We start from the raw sequence: 21,226 nt of genomic DNA on the forward strand, positions 1-21,226 counted from the left end.
CGCATCCCGGCTCAGCGGAGGTCGTACAGGCGCTTGTACTTTCCTTCGCTGCGGGGGAGGGATCCGGGGTCCTCGACCCTGACATCGACGGAGGTGCCGATCGACGTCTTGATCCGCAGTTTCAGCACTTCGGCGGCGGCGACCGCGCTCGCTGCGTCGATCTCGGGGTGCCGTTCGATCCGCACGGTGAGCGCGTCGAGGTGTCCCTGCCGGGTGAGCTCGAGGATGAAGTGGGGCGTCAGCGTCTCGATCCCGAGCGCGATCTCCTCGATCTGCGTGGGGAAGAGGTTCACCCCGCGCAGGATGATCATGTCGTCGTCGCGGCCGGTGATCTTCTCGATGCGGCGCATGGCGGGGTACGCGGATCCGGGCAGCAGTCGGGTGAGGTCCCGGGTGCGGTAGCGGATCACCGGGAACGCCTGCTTCGTGAGCGAGGTGAACACCAGCTCGCCCGGCTCGCCGTCGGGCACCGGCTCCCCCGATTCCGGGTCGATGATCTCGGGCAGGAAGTGGTCCTCCCAGATGTGCGGGCCGTCCTTCGTGGCCGCGGCCTCCATCGCCACGCCGGGTCCCATGACCTCGCTGAGCCCGTAGATGTCGACCGCGTCGATGTTCAGCCGCTGCTCGATCTGGTGGCGCATCTCGTTGGTCCACGGCTCCGCACCGAGGATCCCCACCTTGAGCGAGGTGGCACGCGGATCCATCCCGGCCTCCTCCATCGCGTCGGCGATGGTGAGCAGGTACGTGGGCGTGCACATGATCGCATCGGGTTCGAAGTCGCGGATCAGCTGCACCTGCTTGGCGGTCTGCCCGCCCGACATCGGGATCACGGTCGCGCCCAGCCGCTCGATGCCGGCGTGTGCGCCGAGCCCGCCCGTGAACAGGCCGTAGCCGTAGGCGTTGTGCACCTTCCAGCCCGGTCGCACCCCGGCGGCGGTCAGGGACCGGGCGATGAGGTCGGCCCAGTTGTCGAGGTCGGTCTGCGTGTAGCCGACCACGGTGGGCCGGCCGGTGGTGCCGGAGGACGCGTGGATCCGCCGCACGTCGGCCATCGGCACCGCGAACATCCCGAACGGGTAGTACTCGCGCAGGTCGTTCTTCGTCGTGAACGGCAGGCGCGCGACATCGGCCAGCGACCGGACGTCGTCGGGGTGGATCCCGGCCTGCTGGAACGCCTGCCGGTAGAACGGCACGTTCTCGTACGCGTGGTGCACCGACCACTGCAGCCGCTCGAGCTGAAGGGCGCGCAGTCGCTCCGGATCGAGGTGCACGGCGTCGGCGTTCGTCGTCGGGTGCGTCGTGATGTCGGTCATGCGTCCTCCTCGGCCCCGGAGCCCGTTGCCGGGAGCGGGCGGTTCGTGGTGATCGACCGGCCGCGGAACTCGGCGACGACATCGCCGGTCTCGTCGGTCACGGTGATGTCGTACAGGCCGGTGCGGCCGTTGCGCGCACGACGGGATCCGGTGGCGGTGAGCACCTGGCCCGCGCGCGTGGACTTGAGGAAGGTGATGTCGGCGCCTGCGGCGACCGTCACCTTCTCGTCCTCGTTGCACACGATCGCGAACGCCGTATCGGCCAGCGCGAAGACGAGTCCGCCGTGCGTGATGTCGAAGCCGTTCAGCATGTCGTCGCGCACGGTCATCGAGACCACGGCGCGGCCCGGTTCGTCCACCTCCACGCGCATGCCGAGGGCGTTGGATGCGCGATCGCGGCGCATCATGGGCCGCAGCTCGGCGGGCTGGGACATCGGCTCTCCTTCGAACGATGCACGAGGATCCGGAATCGAGGGCCGGATCCCGTCCGCGAAGGGCTGTCCTTCTTCGAACGATACGAGTGTGCCATAATTACTGTACGAACGGTAGGTAATTCATTCCGCGGGTCGGCGGGCACGCGGATGAACGAGCACAGGGAGTCGACGATGACTGTTCCACCGGTGACGGCGGCCGAAGACGTGGACGCACAGGCCCTCTTCGACGAGCTCGTCGCGAACGAGCAGCGGATCGAGCCGCGCGACTGGATGCCCGAGGCGTACCGCAAGACCCTGATCCGCCAGATCTCCCAGCACGCGCATTCGGAGATCATCGGCATGCAGCCCGAGGGCAACTGGATCACGCGCGCCCCGAGCCTGAAGCGCAAGGCCATCCTGATGGCCAAGGTGCAGGACGAGGCGGGCCACGGTCTCTACCTCTACTCCGCCGCGCAGACGCTCGGCATCACCCGCGACGAGATGATGCAGCAGCTCATCGACGGCAAGGCCAAGTACTCCTCGATCTTCAACTACCCGACGCCCACCTGGGCCGACATGGGCGCGATCGGCTGGCTCGTCGACGGCGCCGCGATCTGCAACCAGGTGCCGCTCTGCCGTGCGTCCTACGGCCCCTACGGGCGCGCCATGGTGCGCATCTGCAAGGAGGAGTCGTTCCATCAGCGCCAGGGCTTCGAGATCCTGCTCACGCTCATGCAGGGATCCGAGGAGCAGCGCGCGATGGCGCAGGACGCCGTGAACCGCTGGTACTGGCCGGCGCTGGCGATGTTCGGCCCGCCGGACGACCAGTCGCCGAACTCGGCGCAGTCGATGCAGTGGAAGATCAAGCGCTTCTCGAACGACGAGCTGCGCCAGCGCTTCATGGGGATGCTCGTGCCGCAGGCCGAGATCCTGGGCGTCACGCTGCCGGATCCCGAGCTCCGCTACGACGAGGAGACCGGCCAGTACGCGATGGGCGAGATCGACTGGGACGAGTTCTTCGAGGTGGTGCGCGGCAACGGCCCATGCAACGCGGAGCGCCTGCAGCGGCGTCGCGATGCGCACGCGGAGGGCGCATGGGTGCGCGAGGCGGCCGCAGAGTACGCACGCAAGCAGGCACTGCGGCAGGAGGTGGCGGCATGACGACCCCCGGCGCATCCCCCGAGGAGACCTGGCCCATGTACGAGGTGTTCGTGCGCGCGAACCGCGGGCTCAGCCACGTGCACGTCGGATCCCTGCACGCCCCCGACGCGGACATGGCGCTGCGCAACGCCCGCGATCTCTACACCCGGCGCAACGAGGGCACCTCCGTGTGGGTCGTGCCGGCCGACGCCATCACCACGAGCGACCCCGACGACAAGGGCGCGTTCTTCGAGAGCCCCGCCGGCAAGAACTACCGCCACGCCGTGTACTACACGGCGTCCGAGGGGGTGCCGCACCTGTGAGCGCGCACGACGAGTTCGACCCGCACGGGGACGTCTCCGTCGACGAGCTCTCCCTCAGCGCGGAGCTCGCCGGCTCCGGGGAGCGCGCACCCTCGGCCGACATCGCGGAGTACGCGCTGTGGCTCGGCGACGACGCCCTGATCCTCTCGCAGCAGCTCGGGGCGTGGATCACCTACGCCCCCGAGCTCGAGGAGGACGTGGCGCTCGGCAACATCGCCCTGGACCTGCTCGGGCACGCCCGCTCCTTCCTCCGCTACGCCGGATCCTGGGACGGCCGCAGCGAGGACGATCTGGCTTACTTCCGCGACGAGCGCGAGTTCCGCAGCTGCTGGCTCGTGGAGCAGCCCAACGGCGACTTCGCCCAGACGATCGCGCGGCAGCTGCTGGCGAGCACGTACATGTTCGAGCTGTACTCCGCGCTGCGCGGCAGCACGGATCCGACCTTCGCCGCGATCGCCGAGAAGGCGGTCAAGGAGGTCGACTACCACCGGGATCACGCCGTGCAGTGGACGCTCCGTCTCGCCGGAGGCACCGACGAGTCGCGCCGCCGGATGATCCGCGCCGTCGCCGACGTGTGGCCCTACGCCGCGGAGCTGTTCCGCGATGAGCCGCTCATCGACCGCCTCGGCGACGCGGCCGTGCGCCCGTCGACGCTGCGGGCCGGCTTCGACGCCGTGATCGCCGCGGTGTTCGCCGAGGCCGAGCTCGAGATCCCCGCAGGTCCCACCTCGGCGGGTGGCGGACGCCACGGATCCCATGCCACCCCGCTCGGGCACATCCTGTCGGAGATGCAGGTGCTCGCCCGGCGTCACCCGGGGGCGACGTGGTGACCGGGCTGCGCGAGCGCGCCTGGGAGGCGGCCGCCGCGGTGAAGGATCCGGAGGTCCCGGTGCTGACCATCGAGGACCTCGGGGTGCTGCGCGATGTGGCTGTCGACGGCGATCGGATCCGCGTCGACATCACGCCGACCTACAGCGGCTGCCCGGCGATGGACGCGATCCGCGACGACGTGGAGCTCGCCCTCACTCGCGCCGGCTTCGACGACGTGGAGGTGCGCCTCGTGCTCTCGCCCGCCTGGACCACGGACTGGATGAGCGACGCGGGCAAGCGCAAGCTCACCGAGTACGGCATCGCGCCGCCGACCGGCGGCGCCGCCGTGCGCCGGGCTCAGGGACCGGTGCGGATCGCGCTCGGGGTGCGCTGCCCGCGCTGCGGATCCCTGGACACCCGCGAGATCTCCCGCTTCGGCTCCACGTCGTGCAAGGCGCTGTACGAGTGCCGCGCGTGCCAGGAGCCCTTCGACCACTTCAAGGCGATCTGATGGCGCTCCCCGCGCGCAGCCACGGGCTGTGGCACCTGAGCACTCCGCCCGCCGACACCGCTGTGGAGACCGAGCGCATCGCCGGCGCGCTGCTGCACAGCGTCGTCGGAGGCTCGTCGGGGGACGGCGCCGCGCCCCGCCGGCGAGCCCGCTTCCACACGCTCACCGTGCAGGAGGTGCGCCCGCTCACCGCCGACGCGATCGAGGTCACCTTCACGGTGCCGGACGAGCTCGCAGGGGAGTTCGACTACCTCGCCGGGCAGCACGTCGCGCTGCGGGCCGAGCTCGACGGGCGCGAGGTGCGCCGCTCGTACTCGCTCTGCCGCCCGCCGGCGCGCGGATCCGTGAGCGTGGCGATCAAGCGGGACCGCGGCGGTCGCTTCTCGACCTGGGCGCAGACCGAGCTGCATGCGGGGGACCGGGTCGACGTGATGAGCCCCCAGGGCACGTTCACCTCGGCGCTCGCCGCCCTCGACGGGGCGCACGTGGCCGGCATCGCCGCGGGGGCGGGCATCACGCCGCTCATGGCGCTCGCCGCGACGGTGCTGGCGCGTTCGGAGAGCAGCCGGTTCACGCTGGTCTACACGAACCGCCGCGCGACCGACGTCATGTTCCTGGACGACCTCGCGGACCTGAAGGATCGCTATCCCACCCGCTTCGCCGTGCACCACGTGCTCACGCGGGAGCAGCGCTCCGCCCCGCTGCTGTCCGGCCGGATCGACGAGGAGCGGCTGCGGGGCATCCTCGACGCGCTCGTGCTGCCCGCGACCGTCGACGAGTGGTTCCTGTGCGGGCCGTTCGACCTCGTGCAGCTGTGCCGCGACACCCTCGCCGACATCGGCGTGGAGCCCGCGCACGTGCGCTACGAGCTGTTCACGACGGGCGAGCCCGGGCAGGAGCGGCCGGATGCGGGGCGCCCGATCGAGGTGCGCGAGGACGAGCCGGTGCGCACGATCGACTTCACCCTCGACGGCCAGTCCGGCTCCGTGGAGACGCCGGTGTCCGCGAACGAGTCGATCCTCAACGCCGCGCTGCGCGTGCGTCCGGACGTGCCGTTCGCGTGCGCCGGCGGGGTGTGCGGCACCTGCCGGGCGCGCCTCGTGGACGGATCCGTCACGATGACCGAGAACTACGCGCTCGAGCAGGACGAGCTCGATCGCGGCTACGTGCTCACCTGCCAGTCCCACCCCACCTCTGACCGCGTCGTCGTCGACTACGACGTCTGAGGCACCCCACCCCACCCGGCCCGCCCCTTCGACAAGCTCAGGGACCAAGGAGGAACCGTGATCGACCTCGACATCGTCACCACCGCGGCCGGCGCCGCCGTCGCGCACGTCGTGCTGGACAATCCCGCGAAGCTCAACGCGCTCGACGAGCAGGCGGTGCGCGACCTCGGAGACGCCTACGCCGAGGCCGAGCGCGCGGGGGTGCGCGCGCTCGTGCTCCGCGGGGAGGGGCGGGCGTTCTGCGCCGGCCGCGACATCTCGGGCGTCGATCCGCGTGACGACGACGTGATGGGGTACCTCGACGGCCTGGTCACGCCCGTGCTGCAGCGGATGTCGGCATTCCCCGCGCCGACCTTCGCGGCTGCGCAGGGCGCGTGCCTCGGCGTGGGGCTGGGCCTGCTCATCGCGACCGACGTCGTGTACGTCGCCGACACCGCGAAGATCGGATCCCCCTTCGCCGCCCTCGGCGCCACGCTGGACTCGGGCGGCCACGCCCTGTTCGTGGAGCGTCTCGGCGCGCACCGCACCCTCGACCTCATCTACACCGGGCGGCTGATGAGCGGATCCGAAGCCGTCGCCGCAGGACTGTTCTCGCAGGTGCTGCCGGCGGATGACGTCGTCGGCGCGACGCTCGCCGCGGCCGCTCGCGCCGCGGAGGGCGCCACCGCCGCGTTCGTCGCGAGCAAGCGTCTCGTGGCCGCGCTGCGGGACGACCGGCTGGGGCTGTGGCAGTCGATGCGCCAGGAGAACGCGGCGCAGGCCGCCCTGTGCGACACCGACGACTACCGCGAGGGCTTCGCCGCGTTCCAGGAGAAGCGGACCCCGCGGTTCGAGGGGCACTGACCCGGTCGTGGACCGGGGCCCGCGCTCGGCCCGGACTAGGCTGGATGGAGCTGCGCTTTCGACGCGCGAGCGGCGAGGAGCGGGTGTGGGCGAGGGCGTCGTCGAACGGATGCGGGGGCCGCGGGCATACGTATCCTTCATCGGGGTCGGGCTCGCCGCGGGCCTGCTCTCCGGCCTCTTCGGCGTCGGCGGCGGCACCGTCATCGTGCCGCTCCTGGTGCTGCTGCTCGGCTTCGATCAGCGCCTCGGCGCCGGCACGTCGCTCGCGGCGATCGTGCCCACCGCGGCGGTCGGCGTGATCTCGTACGCCGTGCACGACGCGGTCGCGTGGATCCCTGCGCTCCTGCTCGCGATCGGATCCGTGATCGGGGCGCAGATCGGCACCAGGCTGCTTCCGCGGATCTCGCAGACGGCGCTGCGCTGGGGGTTCGTGGGATTCCTCGTCATCGTGATCGTCAGCCTGTTCCTGGTGATCCCGTCGCGCGGCGCGGTGCTCGAACTGACCTGGGTGACCGGCCTGCTGCTGCTCGTGCTCGGTCTTTTCACCGGGGTGCTCGCGGGCCTGATCGGGGTCGGCGGCGGGATCGTGGTCGTGCCGGTGCTCATGCTCGCGTTCGGCACGAGCGACCTCGTCGCGAAGGGCACGTCGCTGCTGATGATGATCCCCACCGCCATCTCCGGCACGATCGGCAACCTGCGTCATCACAACGTCGACCTCGTCGCGGCGGCCCTTGTCGGGCTCGCGGCGTGCACCACGACCGCGCTCGGAGCGTGGATCGCCACGCTCGTGGATCCGTTCGTGGGCAACGTGCTGTTCGCGGTCTATCTCGTCTTCATCGCGATCCAGATGGCGCTCAAGGCCATCCGGGGCCACCGCGCCCGCACCGCTCGCTGAGCCGCGCCGGCACTGCGCCTGAGCGGCGGCCGCGCCGCTCGCACCGCTCGCTGAGCCGCGCCGGCACCGCGCCCTGAGTCGCGGCGGATGCTCGGGCCGCGAACCCGTGACCCGAGCCGGCCGCAGCAGCCTGCGATTTTCCGTTCCGCTCTAGACACCCGGCGCACGGATCCTTTACAGTCATCTCATGTCGTCATATAACGTGATATGACGTCTAGAACAGAAGCCCAGAAAGGCCAGACGTGACCGCCACCGCCACCTTCGTAGACTCCGCCACCATCGAGGAGCAGCTCGCCACCGCACGCGCCGCGATCGCCGACCGGGAGACCGTCTCGCGCGTCGTGCTGACCGCATGCGGCGGCTCGTTCGCCAACATGCAGCCGAACGAGTACTTCCTCGGCAACCGCGCCACCACCCTGGAGAGCGTCGCGCTCAACGCCGCCGAGTTCACCTCCCGCGGCTCGTCCCGCGTCGACGCCGACACCGTCGTGATCCTCTGCTCGCACTCGGGCACCACCCCCGAAACCGTGGCGGCCGCCGCGCACGCCCGCTCGCGCGGCGCCCTGACCGTCGCCTTCACCTTCGACCCCGCCTCGCCGCTCGCGCAGGAGGCCGAGTACGTGATCGCCTACCAGCACGGCGACGGCAAGAGCGAGTCGTACGTGGGCGGCGCGCTCATCCTGCGCCTCGTCGCGGCCATCCTCGACGAGCGCGAGGGTGCATCGCTGTCGCCGGCGATCGACGCCGCCGTGGCGCAGCTTCCCGTCCTGGTCCCCGCGGCGCGCGCGGCCCACACCGAGGCCGCCGACGCCTGGGCGTTCCAGACCCGCCGCGAGCCGCTCATCTACACGATGGCCGCGGGCTCGAACTACGGCACGGCCTACTCCTTCGCGATCTGCCTGCTGCAGGAGATGCAGTGGGTGCACTCCGCCGCGATCCATGCCGGCGAGTACTTCCACGGCCCCTTCGAGGTGACCGACGTGGATGTGCCGTTCATCGCCCTGCTGGGCCTGGACGAGACGCGCCCGGTCGAGCAGCGCGCCGTCGACTTCCTCACGAAGCACACCGACCGCGCCCTCGTCATCGACGCGAAGGAGTTCGGCCTGGACGGCGTGGCCGCCGAAGTGCAGGGCGTGTTCGCCCACCTGCTGTTCAACGTCGTGCTCCGCACCTACGCCGACGCCCTCGCCGACCACCGCGGCCACCCCCTGTCCGTGCGCCGCTACATGTGGCGCATGGAGTACTGAGCCCTATCCCTCCCTCAGGAAAGGAACACGCAACGATGCGCAGAACCTCCCGGATCGCGATCGCCGCTCTCGCGGCCGCGGCCCTCGTCCTCCCGCTGTCGGCCTGCGCGGGATCCGGCTCGTCCGGATCCGGCGACGGCACCGTGGAGCTGAGCTTCTTCCACCGCTGGCCCAACGAGCCCAAGCACTCGTACTACGCCGACGTGGTGGCGGAGTTCGAGAAGGAGAACCCGAACATCACCGTCAAGGTCGAGAATGTCCTGAACGACGCCTACAAGGACAAGATCAAGGTCGTCGCCGGATCCGCCAACGCGCCGGACGTGATGTTCACGTGGAGCGGATCCTTCGCCGGCGAGCTCGTCAAGAGCGACGCCCTGATGGATCTCGGCCCGTGGCTGAAGGAGGACAAGCAGTTCGCCGACAGCTTCTACCCGAGCCAGCTCACCCCGTTCCAGGTGGACGGCACCCAGTACGGCCTGCCCGTGGGCATGCAGTCCAAGCTGTTCTTCTACAACAAGGACGCGTTCGCCAAGCTCGGCCTGCAGCCGCCGAAGACCTGGGACGAGTTCATGACCGTGCTCAAGACGATCAAGAAGTCGGGGCAGACGCCCATCGAGTACGGCGCCCAGGAGCAGTGGACCATCGCGCACTACGTCGGAACGCTGAACCAGCGAACGGTGGATCCGAAGGTGTTCGCCGCCGACCAGGATCCGAAGAAGGGCACCTTCACGGATCCCGGCTACGTCGAGGCGCTGGAGCGCTTCAAGGAGCTGGCGGGGTACATGAACAGCGACATGACGGCGGTCGGGCACGAGGTCGCCCGCAACGCCTGGATCGCCGGCGACGCCCCGATCATGTACCTGCAGAGCGCGGAGGTCGGCTACCTGAAGGACGTGACCTTCGACTACGGCACGTTCAACTTCCCGTCGGTCGCCGGCGGGAAGGGGGACGCGGGCGAGCTCACCGGCGCGCCCGAGGGCTTCGCGATCTCGAAGAACACCAAGCACCCGGCCGAGGCGAAGAAGTTCCTCGAGTTCCTGCTCAGCAAGCAGAACGGCACCGCCTATGCCGAGAAGGCGGGGGAGCTGAGCCCGGTCAAGGGGGCCGTGGAGGAGGCGAAGGTCCCGGAGATCTCGAAGGAGCTGGCGAAGGGCATCGTGGACGCCTCAGCCATGACGACCTGGCTGGACAACGCCTACGATCCGCAGATCGTGCAGGCCTACCTGTCCGAGACCCAGCTCATGCTCAGCGGCCAGCAGACGCCCGAAGGCGTGATGAAGGCCGTGCAGGAGGCCGCTCAGCGCGTGCGCGACGCGTCCTGACCCCATCGGTGCCGGGGCGGCACGGCCGCCCCGGCACCTCTCGTCGGAGGGATCCCCCCGCTATGTCATCGACCAGGCGCGCCATCGGCAATGCGCTCTACGTCCTCCCCGCGATCGCCCTGATCGGGTTGTTCGTCTACTACCCGCTGGGCGCGAACATCGTGTTCAGTTTCTTCTCCTTCCGCGCCGGCAGCGGCGCGATGGATCCGGTCGGCCTCGGCAACGTCACCCGGCTCTTCACCGACCCCGTGATCGCGACGGCGCTGCGCAACAACCTCGTCTACGCGGTCGTCTCGGTCGTGTGCCAGGTCGGCGGCGCGCTCGTGGTCGCGGCGTGGCTCACGCATCTGCTCGGGCGGCGCATGGGCGCGTTCCTGAGATCGGTGTACTTCCTGCCCGCCGTGATCTCGATGACGGTGATCGCCCTGCTGTTCACCTTCGTGTTCAACGCGCGCGGCGGACTTCTCAACGAGCTGCTCCAGGACGTGGGTCTCGGCGCGCTGCAGACCGCCTGGCTCGCGAATCCGCACACCGCCCTCGGATCCGTCATCGCCGTCTCGCAGTGGCAGAGCATCGGCTACGTGTGCATGCTCTACGTCGTCGCCCTGCAGCAGATCCCCCAGGAGTACTACGAGGCGGCGTCGCTGGACGGCGCGGGCCGGATCCGCCAGTTCTTCAGCATCACGGTGCCGCAGGCGAAGGAGATGATCTTCGTCGCCATGATCCTCACGGTCTCCGGCGCGTTCACGGTGTTCAACGAGCCGTACATCCTGACCAAGGGCGGTCCGGGCAACGCCAGTCAGGTGCTCGCGACCTACATGTACAACCAGGGGTTCTTCCAGAACCAGATGGGCTACGCCTCGGCGATCGCGAGCCTCATCTTCCTGATCACCCTCGTGCTGTCCGTCGTCCAGATGCTGTCGTTCCGCAGCGGGAGGTCCTGACATGAGCTCTTCGATGATGCGACCCGTGGAGCGCGTGCGGCAGCTGCCGGTCTACGTGCTGCTGCTCGTGTACGCCATCGTGATCGCCTACCCGCTGCTGTGGATGGTGATCTCGTCCTTCAAGTCGTCGACCGAGATCTTCGCGGATCCGTGGGGGATGCCCTCGGTCTGGCTGGTGCAGAACTACGCGCAGGCGTGGGATCGAGGGATCTCCGCCTATTTCCTCAACTCGCTCGTGGTGACGATCGTCTCGACCGCCGCGACGGTCGTGATCGCGGCGCTGTGCGCCTACGGCATGGTGCGGCTCCCGGGACGCGTCGCGAACGCGATCCTCGTCGTCGCGATGGGCGGGCTCGTGGTGGCCCCTCAGGTCAGCCTCATCCCGCTGTACCGCCTGCTCGACGCGATGGGACTGCTGAACACCTACGCGGCGATGATCCTGCCCTACGTCGCCTTCCGGCTGCCCATGGCGATCCTTCTGATCCGGTCGATGTTCCTCGGGATCCCGCGGGAGCTCGTGGACGCCGCGACCATCGACGGGTGCCGCTCGCTCGGCGTGCTGAGGCACGTCTACCTGCCGCTGAGTCGGTCGGTGCTCACGACGGCCGCCGTGCTGACGGCGTACTTCGCCTGGAACGAGTTCCTGTTCGCGATCGTCTACATCGACGCGGACGAGCTGCGCACCATCCCCGCCGGGCTGATGTCGTTCCGTGATTCGCTGTCCACCGAATGGGGCGTGCTGCTGGCCGGCCTCACGATCGCCGCGCTGCCCATCGTCGCGGTGTTCATCATGATGCAGAGGTACTTCGTCGCCGGGGTGGCGGCGGGAAGCGTGAAGGGATGACCATGTACACCACCGAGGAACTGCAGGCCGCGCTGGCGGCGACCCCGGCGCCCTCGCTGCTCGGCATCGGCGACAACGTGCTGGACTGCTACCTGCACGAGGACCTCGCGTATCCCGGCGGCAACGCCCTGAACGTCGCCGCCTACAGCCGGCTGTTCTTCGGAGGCACGGCGGGCTTCCTCGGCATCCTCGGCGACGACCGCTTCGGCGTCCACCTGCAGGGCGTGCTCGACGAGATCGGCGTCGACCGCTCCCGCGCCCGCACCGTCCACGGCGCGAACGGGATGGCGTTCGTGTCGCTGGACGCCGACGGCGACCGCCGCTTCGTGGCCTCGAACCGCGGCGGGGTGCAGGAGGGGCTGCGGCTGCGGCTCGGCGCCGACGACCTGGCCTACATCGCCGGGTTCGCCCGGGTGCACACCTCGGTGTACTCGGCCCTGGACGGCGAGCTGCCCCGCATCGCCGAGCACGGGACGCGGATCTCCTACGACTACTCCGACGACGTGCCGGCCGACGTGGTGCGCCGCACCGCCGCGCACGTCGACATCGGCTTCTTCTCCGGGGGCGCGCTCACGGACGCGCAGATCGAGGAGCTCGCGGCGCTCGCCCTGGACGGCGGCATGGGGTGCGCGGTCGTGACGCAGGGCTCGCGCGGCGCGCGCGCCTTCGCGCCGGACGTGCGCAGCGAGGTCGCCGTGCGCCCGGTCGAGGCCGTCGACGCGCTCGGCGCGGGGGACGCCTTCATCACCGGGTTCCTGGCCGCGCGCGCCGCGGGGGCCGAGCTCGCGGAGTGCCTCGAGACGGCGGCGACCGCGGGCGCGCTCGCCTGCACGCTGCGCGGGGCGTTCGGCTACCCTGTTGAGGCGGGTGAGGACGCGCGCCGGCAGATGCTGCGACGGTACGCGAGCGTCTGAGGCGGCCCGCCCGGGCGCGGCCGGTGGACGCACGACGAGGGGGAGTCCCGTGAGCACACTGGCATCGACGCCTCTGCACGAGCAGGTGCGCAGCTCCCTCATGCACGAGATCGAGAGCGGCCGCTACGCCGAGGGGGAGCGGCTCCCCGCGGAGCCGGAGCTCTGCGAGCGGTTCGGCGTGAGCCGGATCACGATCCGTCGCGCGGTCGCGGATCTGGAGCGGCTCGGTTTCGTGCGCCGCCAGCAGGGACGGGGCACGTTCGTCTCCCCGCGCCGGCAGATCATGGGCACGATGGCTGTCAGCGGGTTCGCGGACAAGGTCGTGGGGGAAGGCGTCAAGGAGAGCCGGATCATGAGATCCGAGACCGTGCCCGCGGACGAGAAGCAGGCGGCCCGCCTCGAGGTGCCGGTCGGCGACCCGGTCTTCCATCTCATCCGGGTGTTCGCGCTCGACGGGGTGCCGCTCGCGATCGATGACAGCCGCTACTCCCTGACGAGGTACCCGGGATTCGACACCCGCATCACCGAGGGCACCTCGACCTACCAGGTGCTCCGCGAGGAGTACGGCGTGGAGTTCTCCCAGATGGAGCGCGAGATCGGCGTCGGATTCACCACCGCGCAGACCGCGGGATGGCTGGAGCGGCCTGTCCGGGACCCGCTCCTCGTCGTGCGCAAGGTGGCCCTCGGGCGCGGCGGGGAGGTCGTGCACACCTCGAAGGTGCGCGTGGTGCCGAGCCGGGTCACGCTCAACGTCGTGACCCGCGCCGACGTCGACGGCTGACCCCGCCGGACGGAGCCCCCGCCGGATGCCTCACGGCGGCTCTCGGCGGCCGGTCGGAACCGCTCGCTAGGATCGAGGGGTGCCCGTGAATCCTGAACTGGTCGGACGTGAGTTCCCGCCGACACCCGCGTACCTCGTCGGCCGCGAGAAGGTGCGCGAGTTCGCGCGCGCCGTGTTCGCCGACGCCCCGCAGCACACCGACGTCGCCGCCGCGCAGGCGCTCGGCTTCGCCGACCTCGTCGCGCCGCCCACCTTCGCGATGGTCATCCAGGACCTCACCCTGCAGCAGCTGCTGAGCCTCGAGGACTCCGGCATCGTGCTGGCGCGGACGGTGCACGCCGAGCAGCGCTTCACCTACACCCGGCCGATCGTGGCCGGCGACGAGCTCACCGCGCAGCTGCGGGTCACCGGCATCCGGGCCATGGGCCCGGCGTCGATGATCACCAGCGACGCCGAGATCCGCGACGCCGCCGGCGAGCACGTCGTGACCGCGACCAGCGTCCTGCTCGTCAGCGACGCGCCCGTCGCGTCCGAGGGCGCCGAGAACGCCGAGGAGGCCACCGCGTGAACGTCGGAGACATCATCGCCGAGCGCACCGTGCACCTCACGCGCGAGTCGCTGGTCCGCTACGCCGGGGCGTCCGGCGACTTCAACCCGATCCACTACCGCGACGACATCGCCGCCGAGGTGGGGCTGCCCGGAGTGCTCGCACACGGCATGCTGACCATGGGCGTCGCCTCGTCGGTCGTGGTGGCCGCGCTGCCCGGCACCGCGCGGATCCTCGACTACGGGGTGCGCTTCGCCCGCCCCGTGGTGGTCGACCCGCAGGACGGCGCCGACGTCGCGATCACCGCCAAGGTGGGCGCCGTGGACGAGACGGCGGTGCGCGTGGATCTCGTGGTCAAGCACGCCGGCACCACGGTGCTGGTCAAGGCGCAGCTGCGGATCGCGGCGGACTCGCTCTGACATGCCGGAGATCCCGCCGATCCGCCTCGCCGAGCTGACCACGCTGCAGACCGGCGCCGCGCCCGCGCGCATGATCGACGCCGAGACGACGGATGAGCTCGTCGCCGTGCTGCAGGACGTCTGGGCGAGCGATGACGAGTGGTTCGTGCTGGGCGGCGGATCCAACCTGTTCGCCGGGGACACGCCGTTCGACGGCACCGTGATCCGGATCCGCACCAGCGGCATCGAAGAGCTCCCGTCGCCGCATCCGGGCCGGATCCGGCTGCGCGCGCAGGCGGGGCACGACTGGGATGCGCTCGTCGCTTACGCCGTGGAGCGGGGCTACGCCGGCATCGAGGCGATGTCGGGCATCCCCGGGACGGTCGGCGCGGCCCCAGTGCAGAACGTGGGCGCGTACGGGCAGGAGATCCAGGAGACGCTGGTCGAGGTGGAGCTGCTCGACGAGCACACCGGCGAGGTCGTCACGACCCCGGCCGCAGACCTCGGGCTCGGCTTCCGCACCTCGGTGCTCAAGCACCATTACGGATCGGTCGCCGAGCGCCGCGCGGTGATCCTGTCGGTCACCCTCGACCTCGCGGTCACCGGCGAGGCGGGACGCGTGGTGCGCGGCGAGCAGCTGCGACGCGCGCTCGGACTCACGACCGACGACCCGGTGCCGCTGGCCTGGGTGCGTGAGCGGATCCTGTCCACCCGCGCCGCCAAGGGGATGCTGTTCGACCCGGCGGATCCGGACACGCACGGCGCCGGATCCTTCTTCCAGAATGCGATCGTTCCCGAGTCGGTCGCCCGCACGCTGCCCTCGGAGTGCCCGCGCTGGCCGGTCACGCCCGACCTCGACACGGTCACGGTGATCCCGCTGGATTCGTACTACGGCCTGGTGCCGAAGCCCGAGGCGCCGCCGAGCGACGTGAAGGTGAGTGCGGCCTGGCTCATCGAGCACGCGGGGATCCGCAAGGGCTTCAGGCTGCCGCGCTCGCGCGCCGGCGTCTCCACCAAGCACGCCCTCGCCCTCACGAACCGCGGGGGAGCGACGGCGGGGGAGGTCGCCGAACTCGCGCGGTTCATCCAGAACAGGGTGCACTCCGAGTTCGGCCTGGTGCTGCAGCCCGAGCCCGTGCTCGTCGACGTCGAGCTCTAGCCTGCGCCCGTCTGGCGGGGCAGCACCGGCGTGTTCGAGCCGGTCACCCTGCTTGCGAACGCCTGTGTTCCGGTGCTGCTGATCGGCTACGGGATCTCGCTGCACGGTCAGCGCGTGCTCGGTGCGCCGGGCCCGTCCGCGTAGGATCGCGCACATGACCGGACTCGTGCCCTACCTCCTCTTTCCGGGAACCGCGGCGGATGCGCTGCCGTTCTACCAGGCGATCTTCGGAGGCGAGGCGGTGCTGCACACGTACGCCGAGTTCGGGCGAGCCGACGGTCCCGGCGACGCCATCGCGCACGGCATGCTCGTCGGCGGCCCGGTCGAACTCGCGGCCGCCGACGCGGCCCCCGACGAAGACGCGGTGCACATGAACGGGATGTTCTTCTCCCTGCTCGGCACGGCGGGTCCGGAGACGCTGACTCGCTGGTTCGCGCAGCTCGGCGACGGCGGTCGGGTGATCGATCCGCTGCAGGAGCGCCCCTGGGGTGCGCACGACGGCACGCTCGTGGACCGCTTCGGGGTGAGGTGGCTCATCGGCTACGAGGCCTGAGGGCTCCAACGTGCTCCCGTCGTCCGGCCGGGGCTGCCCGACCGGACGAAGGGAGGGGTAACTACTTCCAGATGGACTTCAGGTGCCAGGCGCTCAGGTTGTCGAGCGTCGCCGAGCCTCCCGTCGCGAACAAGCTCACGCCGTCACTCGTCGGATCCGGGAACACCTGGTCGGTCAGCGACACCTGGCCCTGATCGGCGTAGACCTCGAGAGTGTCGCGGTCGATCAGGATCCGCAGCGTCACGCCGCCCTGGTTCAGTGCGAGCGGCGCCGTCTTCACGTTCGGGAAGGCTGAGCTGAAGCCGACGTTGCCCGAATGCGTCCGGTCGACGAACAGCTGACCGTTCACGGTGTCGTAGCCGATCCGGGTGTACTGGCCGTTGCTGGTGCGCACGTCGAACCCGAAGGTCTTGGCCGTGCCTGCGGTCAGGTGGGCGGTGACGTCCAGGGTGGTGCCGCTCAGCTTCAGCGGGGTCGACGCATCGGAGGCGGTGATCCCCTTCAGCTTCACCGGTGCACCGTCACGCAGCGAGTCGAGGGCAGCGACCGGCTGCTGCACCAGCTGGACCGCGCCGTCGACCGTGGCGAGCTGCATCGAGCGGGGAACGCTCTCCGCACCCTTCCAGGGGTCGGTCGGAACCTGGCCGGCGTAGTCCCAGTTGCTCATCCAGGCGACGCCGATCCGCTGGCCCTTCGGTGCCCCGTCCCATGTCGCGAAGGCGTAGAAGTCGGAGCCGAAGTCGACCCAGTGCGCCCGCTGGTTGGTGCTCAGGGCCGGCTGGTCCGCGAGGCTGAAGTCATCCGCGAGGATGTGGCCCCAGCCGCCGGTGTTGTCGTCCACGATCTGGATCTGCGCCTGCTTGCCCTGCAGGTCAGCGAGGTTCCACGACGTCCAGTCGAGCGCCTCGCTGTTCGCACCGGTGGCAGAGCGGACCACCTCGCCATCGACGAGGAGGTTGACGCTCGTCTGCACGTCCCAGGGCTGCACTGCGCTGTCGGCGAACAGGATGTCGCCCACCATCAGATGGCCCCAGCCGGTCGAGCCGTCGCTCTGGTCCACCACCTGGATCTGGGCCTGCTGTCCCTGGTACGAGGACACGTCCCAGTTGTTCCAGCCGAACGAGCCGCTGTTGTTCCCCGTCGCGGTGGCCACGACCTGGCCGCCGATGAGCAGGTTCACGGCGGTCGGGTTGGCGCCGCCCCAGGGATGTTCGCCGCCGGCCGTCTGCAGATCGATGAACGGGCTCGACACCGTGAACGTCGGCGAGGTGATCGTGCCGGTGCCGCCGTCGCCGTCCGGCGGCCAGGTGTCGAGCGCCTTCGCGGCGATCTGACCGCCCAGCGGGCCGGTGGAGGGACCGGAGTTCGTGAACGAGCCGGTGCCCGTCCAGCCGAGGTCGGCATAGGTGCTCGTTCCCGGGGTGGACCAGTCGGCGAACACCGTGTGGGTCGGCAGGGTGCCCGCCGGCACCGCGCCCGGGATATACGGGTGGTTCCCGCCGCCGACCTGGAAGTTCAGGTGGTTCTTCGTGATCGTGAAAGCGGGGGAGGTGAGGGTTCCGGTGCCGCCGTCGCCGCCGTTGAAGCTGTTGACGAGGTGGGTGCCGTCGAAGCCCGTGACGGGCTGCTGGTCGGGCAGGGCCCCGGTCGCCGGGGCGTCGCCGAACGCCGCGCCCGTCGTCGTCCAGTCGCCGTAGCTGCCCGAATCGAAGCCGTCGAGGGCCGTGCCTGTCGGCGGAGTGTAGGTGGCCGGGTCATCGGACGTGAACGTCGTGCCGTCGAATCCGCCGGTGAAGTACTGCACGCCGGTGCTGCCGACGCTCACGCTCATCACCCACTTGACGTTCTTCTTGTCGCCGTCGACCGGCATCGGGTACAGGTCGGGGCACTCCCAGACACCGCTCACCGAGCCACCCGGACCGAAGTCGCTGAGGTGCGTCCAGCTCTTCAGGTCGGGCGAGGAGTAGATCGCGACCTTGTGCTGGTCGGAGAGGCTGACGACCATCCGCCAGTCGTGCGTCGGCTCATACCAGAACACCTTCGGGTCCCGGAAGTTCACCGAGTTCAGGTCGAGCACAGGGTTGCCGTCGTATCGCGTCCACGTGCGGCCCTTGTCCGTGCTGTAGGCGATGGACTGCTTCTCGATGTTCGTGCCGTCCTGCACGCTGGTGTACATCGCGACCATCGGGGGGTTCTTCGTCGTGCCGAAGCCGCTCGTGTTCTGGGTGTCGATCACGGCGCTGCCGGAGAAGAAGGTGCTGCTGCCGGCATCGTGCTGGGGTCCGGTCACCGGGATGTCCGTCCAGTGCACGAGGTCCTTGCTGGTCGCGCCCTTCCAGGTGCCGAAGCTGAACAGGTAGTACTGGCCCGCGTCGTAGACGAGTCCGTTCGGATCGCCGATCCATCCGGTCGGCAGGGTGTAGTGGAACTGGGGGCGGTAGGGCTCGTCGTATCCGCCGGAGCCAGACGTGGGCGGAGCGGCAGCGGCGCTGAGCGCCGGTGCGGTGAGGGCTGCGGCGACCAGTACGGACGCCACGGTGACGGCGGTGCGACGCCGTCGGGGGGAAAGCGACATCGGGGAACCTCCTTGTTCGGAACCGGGGAGCGGGAGAATCGGGGCAACGCTAATTCGATTCAGCGCGACCCTATCGTGGACCTTTTTCGCGCTCGGCGCAAGAGCGGGATCGTCGAAGGACTCGGATCAAGCGCGTCGCGGGGCGGCGACCGAATCCCGTTCGACGAGTTCGCCGGGCACGTCCTGGCGTGACGGAACGGGCGAGCCGGAGATCAGGCCGAGCAGCGTGTCGGCACCTCTGGACCCGAGCTCGTAGAACGGAAGGCGCACCGTGGTCAGGGCGGGTCGGAGGTTCCCGGCGAGCTCTTCCTGGTCGTCGTAACCCATCAGAGAGAGGTCACCGGGCACATCGAGCCCCAGGGCCTGCGCGGCAAGGAGGGCGCCGAGCGCGATGCGGTCGTTGCCGCACAGCAGCGCGGTGGGGCGGTCCTCGGCCTGCAGCAGCGCGAGCGCACGGTCGTATCCGGAATCGATCGTGTACGGCCCTGAGATGATGCTGCCGGGTCGCACCGGCAGGCCCGCGACGCGCATCTCTTTGCGGAACGCGGTCGTGCGCTCCCGTGCCGCCCAGTCGCCGTCACCGGGAAGCGCGACGATGTCGCGGTGGCCCGCAGCGAGCAGGCGCCGGATGGCCAGCACGCCGCCGAAGCGCTCCGCGGGCCGGATCGAGGGGATCCGCGGTCCGCCGGGCGCAGGGAAGCAGTTCACCAGCACGGAGGGGACCGAGGCCAGTTCGGGCAGGGGCAGGATCTCGCGCGTCACCGTGGAGGCGAAGATGAGACCGTCGACGCGACGATCGAGCAGCTCGCGCGCCGCCGAGCCTCCGAGGTCGGGATCGCCCTGCGTGTTGACCAGCAGCAGCACCCGCCCCGAACGACGAGCCGCGTCCTCCACGGCGCGAATGATCTGGCCCGCGAACGGGGACGACGCGATGCCGTCGGTCAGCATCCCGATGGAGTGGGTCTGCTGCAGCCTCAGCTGGCGTGCGGTCAGGTTCGGTCGGAAGCCGAGCTGGGCCGCCGCCTCCAGGACTTTGGCCTGAGTGGCCGCGGAGATGCGGCCGTCCTTGCGCTCGTTGAGCACGAAGGACACCGCGGTCGGCGACACCCCCGCCGCGCGAGCGACGTCTCGCATCGTCGGGCGGCGGGGGGTGCCGTCATGCGCCATCGCGGCTCAGGAGGCGAACAGACGCTGCAGGCGCTGGACGCCCTCGAGCAGCTGGTCGTCGCCGAGCGCGTACGACATGCGGATGTAGCCGGACGGACCGAACGCCTCACCGGGCACGACGGCGACCTCAGCCTGGTCGAGGATGAGGTCGGCGAGCTCGAGCGAGGTGGTCGGCGTCACGCCGCCCCAGGTGCGTCCGAGCAGACCCTGCACGTCGGGGTAGACGTAGAACGCGCCGGTCGGGTTGGGCACGACGAGGCCGTCGATCTTCGACAGCTCCGACACGATGAGCCGGCGGCGGCGGTCGAACGCCTCGCGCATCTGCTCGGCCTCGGTCTGCGGGCCGTTCAGGGCGGCGATCGCGGCGCGCTGGGCGACGTTGTTCACGTTGCTGGTGAGGTGCGACTGCAGGTTGCCCGCGATCTTGATCGCGTCCGCAGGACCCACCATCCAGCCCACGCGCCAGCCGGTCATCGCGTAGGTCTTGGCGACGCCGTTGACGAGGATCGTCTGGCCGGCGACCTCGGGCAGCGCCTCGACGACGGAGGTCGCCTTCACGCCCTCGTAGGTGAGGTTCTGGTAGATCTCGTCCGAGATGATCCAGATCCCGTGCTCGAGCGCCCAGGCGGCGATCGCCTTCGTCTCCTCGGCGGAGTAGACGGATCCGGTCGGGTTCGAGGGCGAGACGAACACGATCACGGTCGTGCGGTCGGTGCGGGCCGCCTCGAGCTGGTCGACGGTGACCTTGTAGTCCTGGTCGGCGCCCGCGAAGACCTCGACGGGAACACCGTCGGCGAGGCGGATCGCCTCGGGGTACGTGGTCCAGTACGGCGCGGGCAGCAGCACCTCGTCGCCCGGGTTCACCACGGCCTGGAACGCCTGGTACACCGACTGCTTGCCGCCGTTGGTGACGATCACCTGGCTCGGCGACACCTCGAGGCCGGAGTCGCGCAGGGTCTTCGCCGCGATCGCCTCGCGCAGCTCGGGAAGACCCGCCGCGGGCGTGTAGCGGTAGTTCGCCGGATCCGCCAGAGCCTCGGCCGCCGCGTCCACGATGAACTGCGGCGTGGCGAAGTCGGGCTCGCCCGCGGCGTACGAGACGACGGGCTTGCCCTCGGCCTTGAGGGCCTTGGCCTTGGCATCCACCTTCAGCGTGGCGGACTCGGCGATGGCGGAGAGTTTGCGGGAGAGAGGCGCGCGTTCGGTCACGCTCCCAGCGTACTCGGGAGCCCCTGGCGCGAAATGGCCATGACGTACAAAGAGCCTGCCGACTTGTCCGGCCCGGCGAACAGAAGGGAACC

The 21,226-nt window shown here is 70.1% G+C and carries 22 protein-coding genes; 17 read left to right on the plus strand and 5 right to left on the minus strand.

Features of this window, described 5'->3' with window-relative positions:
* Window positions 1-11: 11 nt before the first annotated feature.
* Both paaK and paaI read right to left on the minus strand, forming a co-directional pair.
* Window positions 12-1,313 (minus strand): phenylacetate--CoA ligase PaaK, encoded by a 1,302-nt coding sequence (gene paaK / locus ACYQ1L_RS04125; protein WP_460002985.1) that lies wholly within the window; start codon window positions 1,311-1,313, stop codon window positions 12-14.
* Window positions 1,310-1,747 carry a hydroxyphenylacetyl-CoA thioesterase PaaI gene (gene paaI / locus ACYQ1L_RS04130; RefSeq protein WP_460002986.1) on the minus strand — a complete coding sequence of 146 codons (438 nt, stop codon included), beginning with the start codon at window positions 1,745-1,747 and terminating at the stop codon, window positions 1,310-1,312. The genes paaK and paaI overlap by 4 nt, the downstream gene beginning before the upstream one ends.
* A gap of 171 nt (window positions 1,748-1,918) precedes the next feature.
* Here paaI and paaA point away from each other — a divergent pair, with 171 nt between their 5' ends.
* The 17 genes from paaA to ACYQ1L_RS04215 all read left to right on the plus strand — a co-directional run bounded on the left by paaA (window position 1,919) and on the right by ACYQ1L_RS04215 (window position 16,183).
* The gene (paaA, locus tag ACYQ1L_RS04135; protein ID WP_460002987.1) at window positions 1,919-2,887 is read left to right on the plus strand and encodes a 1,2-phenylacetyl-CoA epoxidase subunit PaaA; all 969 of its coding nucleotides are present in this window, start codon (window positions 1,919-1,921) and stop codon (window positions 2,885-2,887) included.
* Window positions 2,884-3,189, plus strand: coding sequence for a 1,2-phenylacetyl-CoA epoxidase subunit PaaB (paaB, locus tag ACYQ1L_RS04140; RefSeq protein ID WP_460002988.1), 306 nt, complete (start codon window positions 2,884-2,886; stop codon window positions 3,187-3,189). The genes paaA and paaB overlap by 4 nt, the downstream gene beginning before the upstream one ends.
* A complete protein-coding gene (gene paaC / locus ACYQ1L_RS04145; RefSeq protein ID WP_460002989.1) occupies window positions 3,186-4,019 on the plus strand; it encodes a 1,2-phenylacetyl-CoA epoxidase subunit PaaC in 834 nt (277 codons plus the stop codon). Before paaB ends, paaC begins: the two co-directional genes overlap by 4 nt.
* A complete protein-coding gene (gene paaD, locus ACYQ1L_RS04150; protein WP_460002990.1) occupies window positions 4,016-4,510 on the plus strand; it encodes a 1,2-phenylacetyl-CoA epoxidase subunit PaaD in 495 nt (164 codons plus the stop codon). The genes paaC and paaD overlap by 4 nt, the downstream gene beginning before the upstream one ends.
* On the plus strand, window positions 4,510-5,736 hold the full coding sequence (paaE, locus tag ACYQ1L_RS04155; protein ID WP_460002991.1) for a 1,2-phenylacetyl-CoA epoxidase subunit PaaE: 1,227 nt from the start codon (window positions 4,510-4,512) through the stop codon (window positions 5,734-5,736). Before paaD ends, paaE begins: the two co-directional genes overlap by 1 nt.
* A 57-nt stretch (window positions 5,737-5,793) precedes the next feature.
* Window positions 5,794-6,579, plus strand: a complete 786-nt coding sequence (locus ACYQ1L_RS04160; protein WP_460002992.1) for an enoyl-CoA hydratase/isomerase family protein — start codon at window positions 5,794-5,796, stop codon at window positions 6,577-6,579.
* Window positions 6,580-6,688: 109 nt separating this feature from the next.
* Complete coding sequence (locus ACYQ1L_RS04165; protein WP_460005755.1) at window positions 6,689-7,474, plus strand: sulfite exporter TauE/SafE family protein; 786 nt, start codon at window positions 6,689-6,691, stop codon at window positions 7,472-7,474.
* A 242-nt stretch (window positions 7,475-7,716) separates the two neighbouring features.
* Window positions 7,717-8,721: an SIS domain-containing protein gene (locus ACYQ1L_RS04170; protein ID WP_460002993.1), complete on the plus strand. Its 1,005-nt coding sequence runs from the start codon at window positions 7,717-7,719 to the stop codon at window positions 8,719-8,721.
* 35 nt (window positions 8,722-8,756) lie between these two features.
* Window positions 8,757-10,043, plus strand: coding sequence for an ABC transporter substrate-binding protein (locus ACYQ1L_RS04175; RefSeq protein ID WP_460002994.1), 1,287 nt, complete (start codon window positions 8,757-8,759; stop codon window positions 10,041-10,043).
* Between the two features lie 62 nt (window positions 10,044-10,105).
* Complete coding sequence (locus ACYQ1L_RS04180; protein WP_204964628.1) at window positions 10,106-10,987, plus strand: carbohydrate ABC transporter permease; 882 nt, start codon at window positions 10,106-10,108, stop codon at window positions 10,985-10,987.
* Window position 10,988: 1 nt separating this feature from the next.
* Window positions 10,989-11,831 carry a carbohydrate ABC transporter permease gene (locus ACYQ1L_RS04185; protein WP_204964627.1) on the plus strand — a complete coding sequence of 281 codons (843 nt, stop codon included), beginning with the start codon at window positions 10,989-10,991 and terminating at the stop codon, window positions 11,829-11,831.
* On the plus strand, window positions 11,828-12,745 hold the full coding sequence (locus ACYQ1L_RS04190; protein WP_460002995.1) for a PfkB family carbohydrate kinase: 918 nt from the start codon (window positions 11,828-11,830) through the stop codon (window positions 12,743-12,745). The genes ACYQ1L_RS04185 and ACYQ1L_RS04190 overlap by 4 nt, the downstream gene beginning before the upstream one ends.
* A 49-nt stretch (window positions 12,746-12,794) precedes the next feature.
* Window positions 12,795-13,526 (plus strand): GntR family transcriptional regulator, encoded by a 732-nt coding sequence (locus ACYQ1L_RS04195; protein WP_460002996.1) that lies wholly within the window; start codon window positions 12,795-12,797, stop codon window positions 13,524-13,526.
* Between the two features lie 85 nt (window positions 13,527-13,611).
* Window positions 13,612-14,094, plus strand: a complete 483-nt coding sequence (locus tag ACYQ1L_RS04200) for an FAS1-like dehydratase domain-containing protein (protein ID WP_460005756.1) — start codon at window positions 13,612-13,614, stop codon at window positions 14,092-14,094.
* Window positions 14,091-14,492 carry a MaoC/PaaZ C-terminal domain-containing protein gene (locus ACYQ1L_RS04205; protein WP_460002997.1) on the plus strand — a complete coding sequence of 134 codons (402 nt, stop codon included), beginning with the start codon at window positions 14,091-14,093 and terminating at the stop codon, window positions 14,490-14,492. The genes ACYQ1L_RS04200 and ACYQ1L_RS04205 overlap by 4 nt, the downstream gene beginning before the upstream one ends.
* Window position 14,493: 1 nt before the next feature.
* On the plus strand, window positions 14,494-15,630 hold the full coding sequence (locus ACYQ1L_RS04210) for a UDP-N-acetylmuramate dehydrogenase (RefSeq protein ID WP_460002998.1): 1,137 nt from the start codon (window positions 14,494-14,496) through the stop codon (window positions 15,628-15,630).
* Between the two features lie 154 nt (window positions 15,631-15,784).
* Complete coding sequence (locus ACYQ1L_RS04215) at window positions 15,785-16,183, plus strand: VOC family protein (RefSeq protein WP_460002999.1); 399 nt, start codon at window positions 15,785-15,787, stop codon at window positions 16,181-16,183.
* Between the two features lie 61 nt (window positions 16,184-16,244).
* Here the strand turns inward: ACYQ1L_RS04215 and ACYQ1L_RS04220 are convergent, their stop codons facing one another.
* The 3 genes from ACYQ1L_RS04220 to ACYQ1L_RS04230 form a co-directional block, all read right to left on the minus strand.
* On the minus strand, window positions 16,245-18,758 hold the full coding sequence (locus ACYQ1L_RS04220) for a GH32 C-terminal domain-containing protein (RefSeq protein ID WP_460003000.1): 2,514 nt from the start codon (window positions 18,756-18,758) through the stop codon (window positions 16,245-16,247).
* A gap of 126 nt (window positions 18,759-18,884) precedes the next feature.
* A complete protein-coding gene (locus ACYQ1L_RS04225) occupies window positions 18,885-19,892 on the minus strand; it encodes a LacI family DNA-binding transcriptional regulator (RefSeq protein ID WP_460003001.1) in 1,008 nt (335 codons plus the stop codon).
* 39 nt (window positions 19,893-19,931) lie between these two features.
* Window positions 19,932-21,134 carry a pyridoxal phosphate-dependent aminotransferase gene (locus ACYQ1L_RS04230; protein WP_460003002.1) on the minus strand — a complete coding sequence of 401 codons (1,203 nt, stop codon included), beginning with the start codon at window positions 21,132-21,134 and terminating at the stop codon, window positions 19,932-19,934.
* Between the last annotated feature and the right edge of the window lie 92 nt (window positions 21,135-21,226).

This window comes from Microbacterium xylanilyticum, assembly GCF_054654695.1.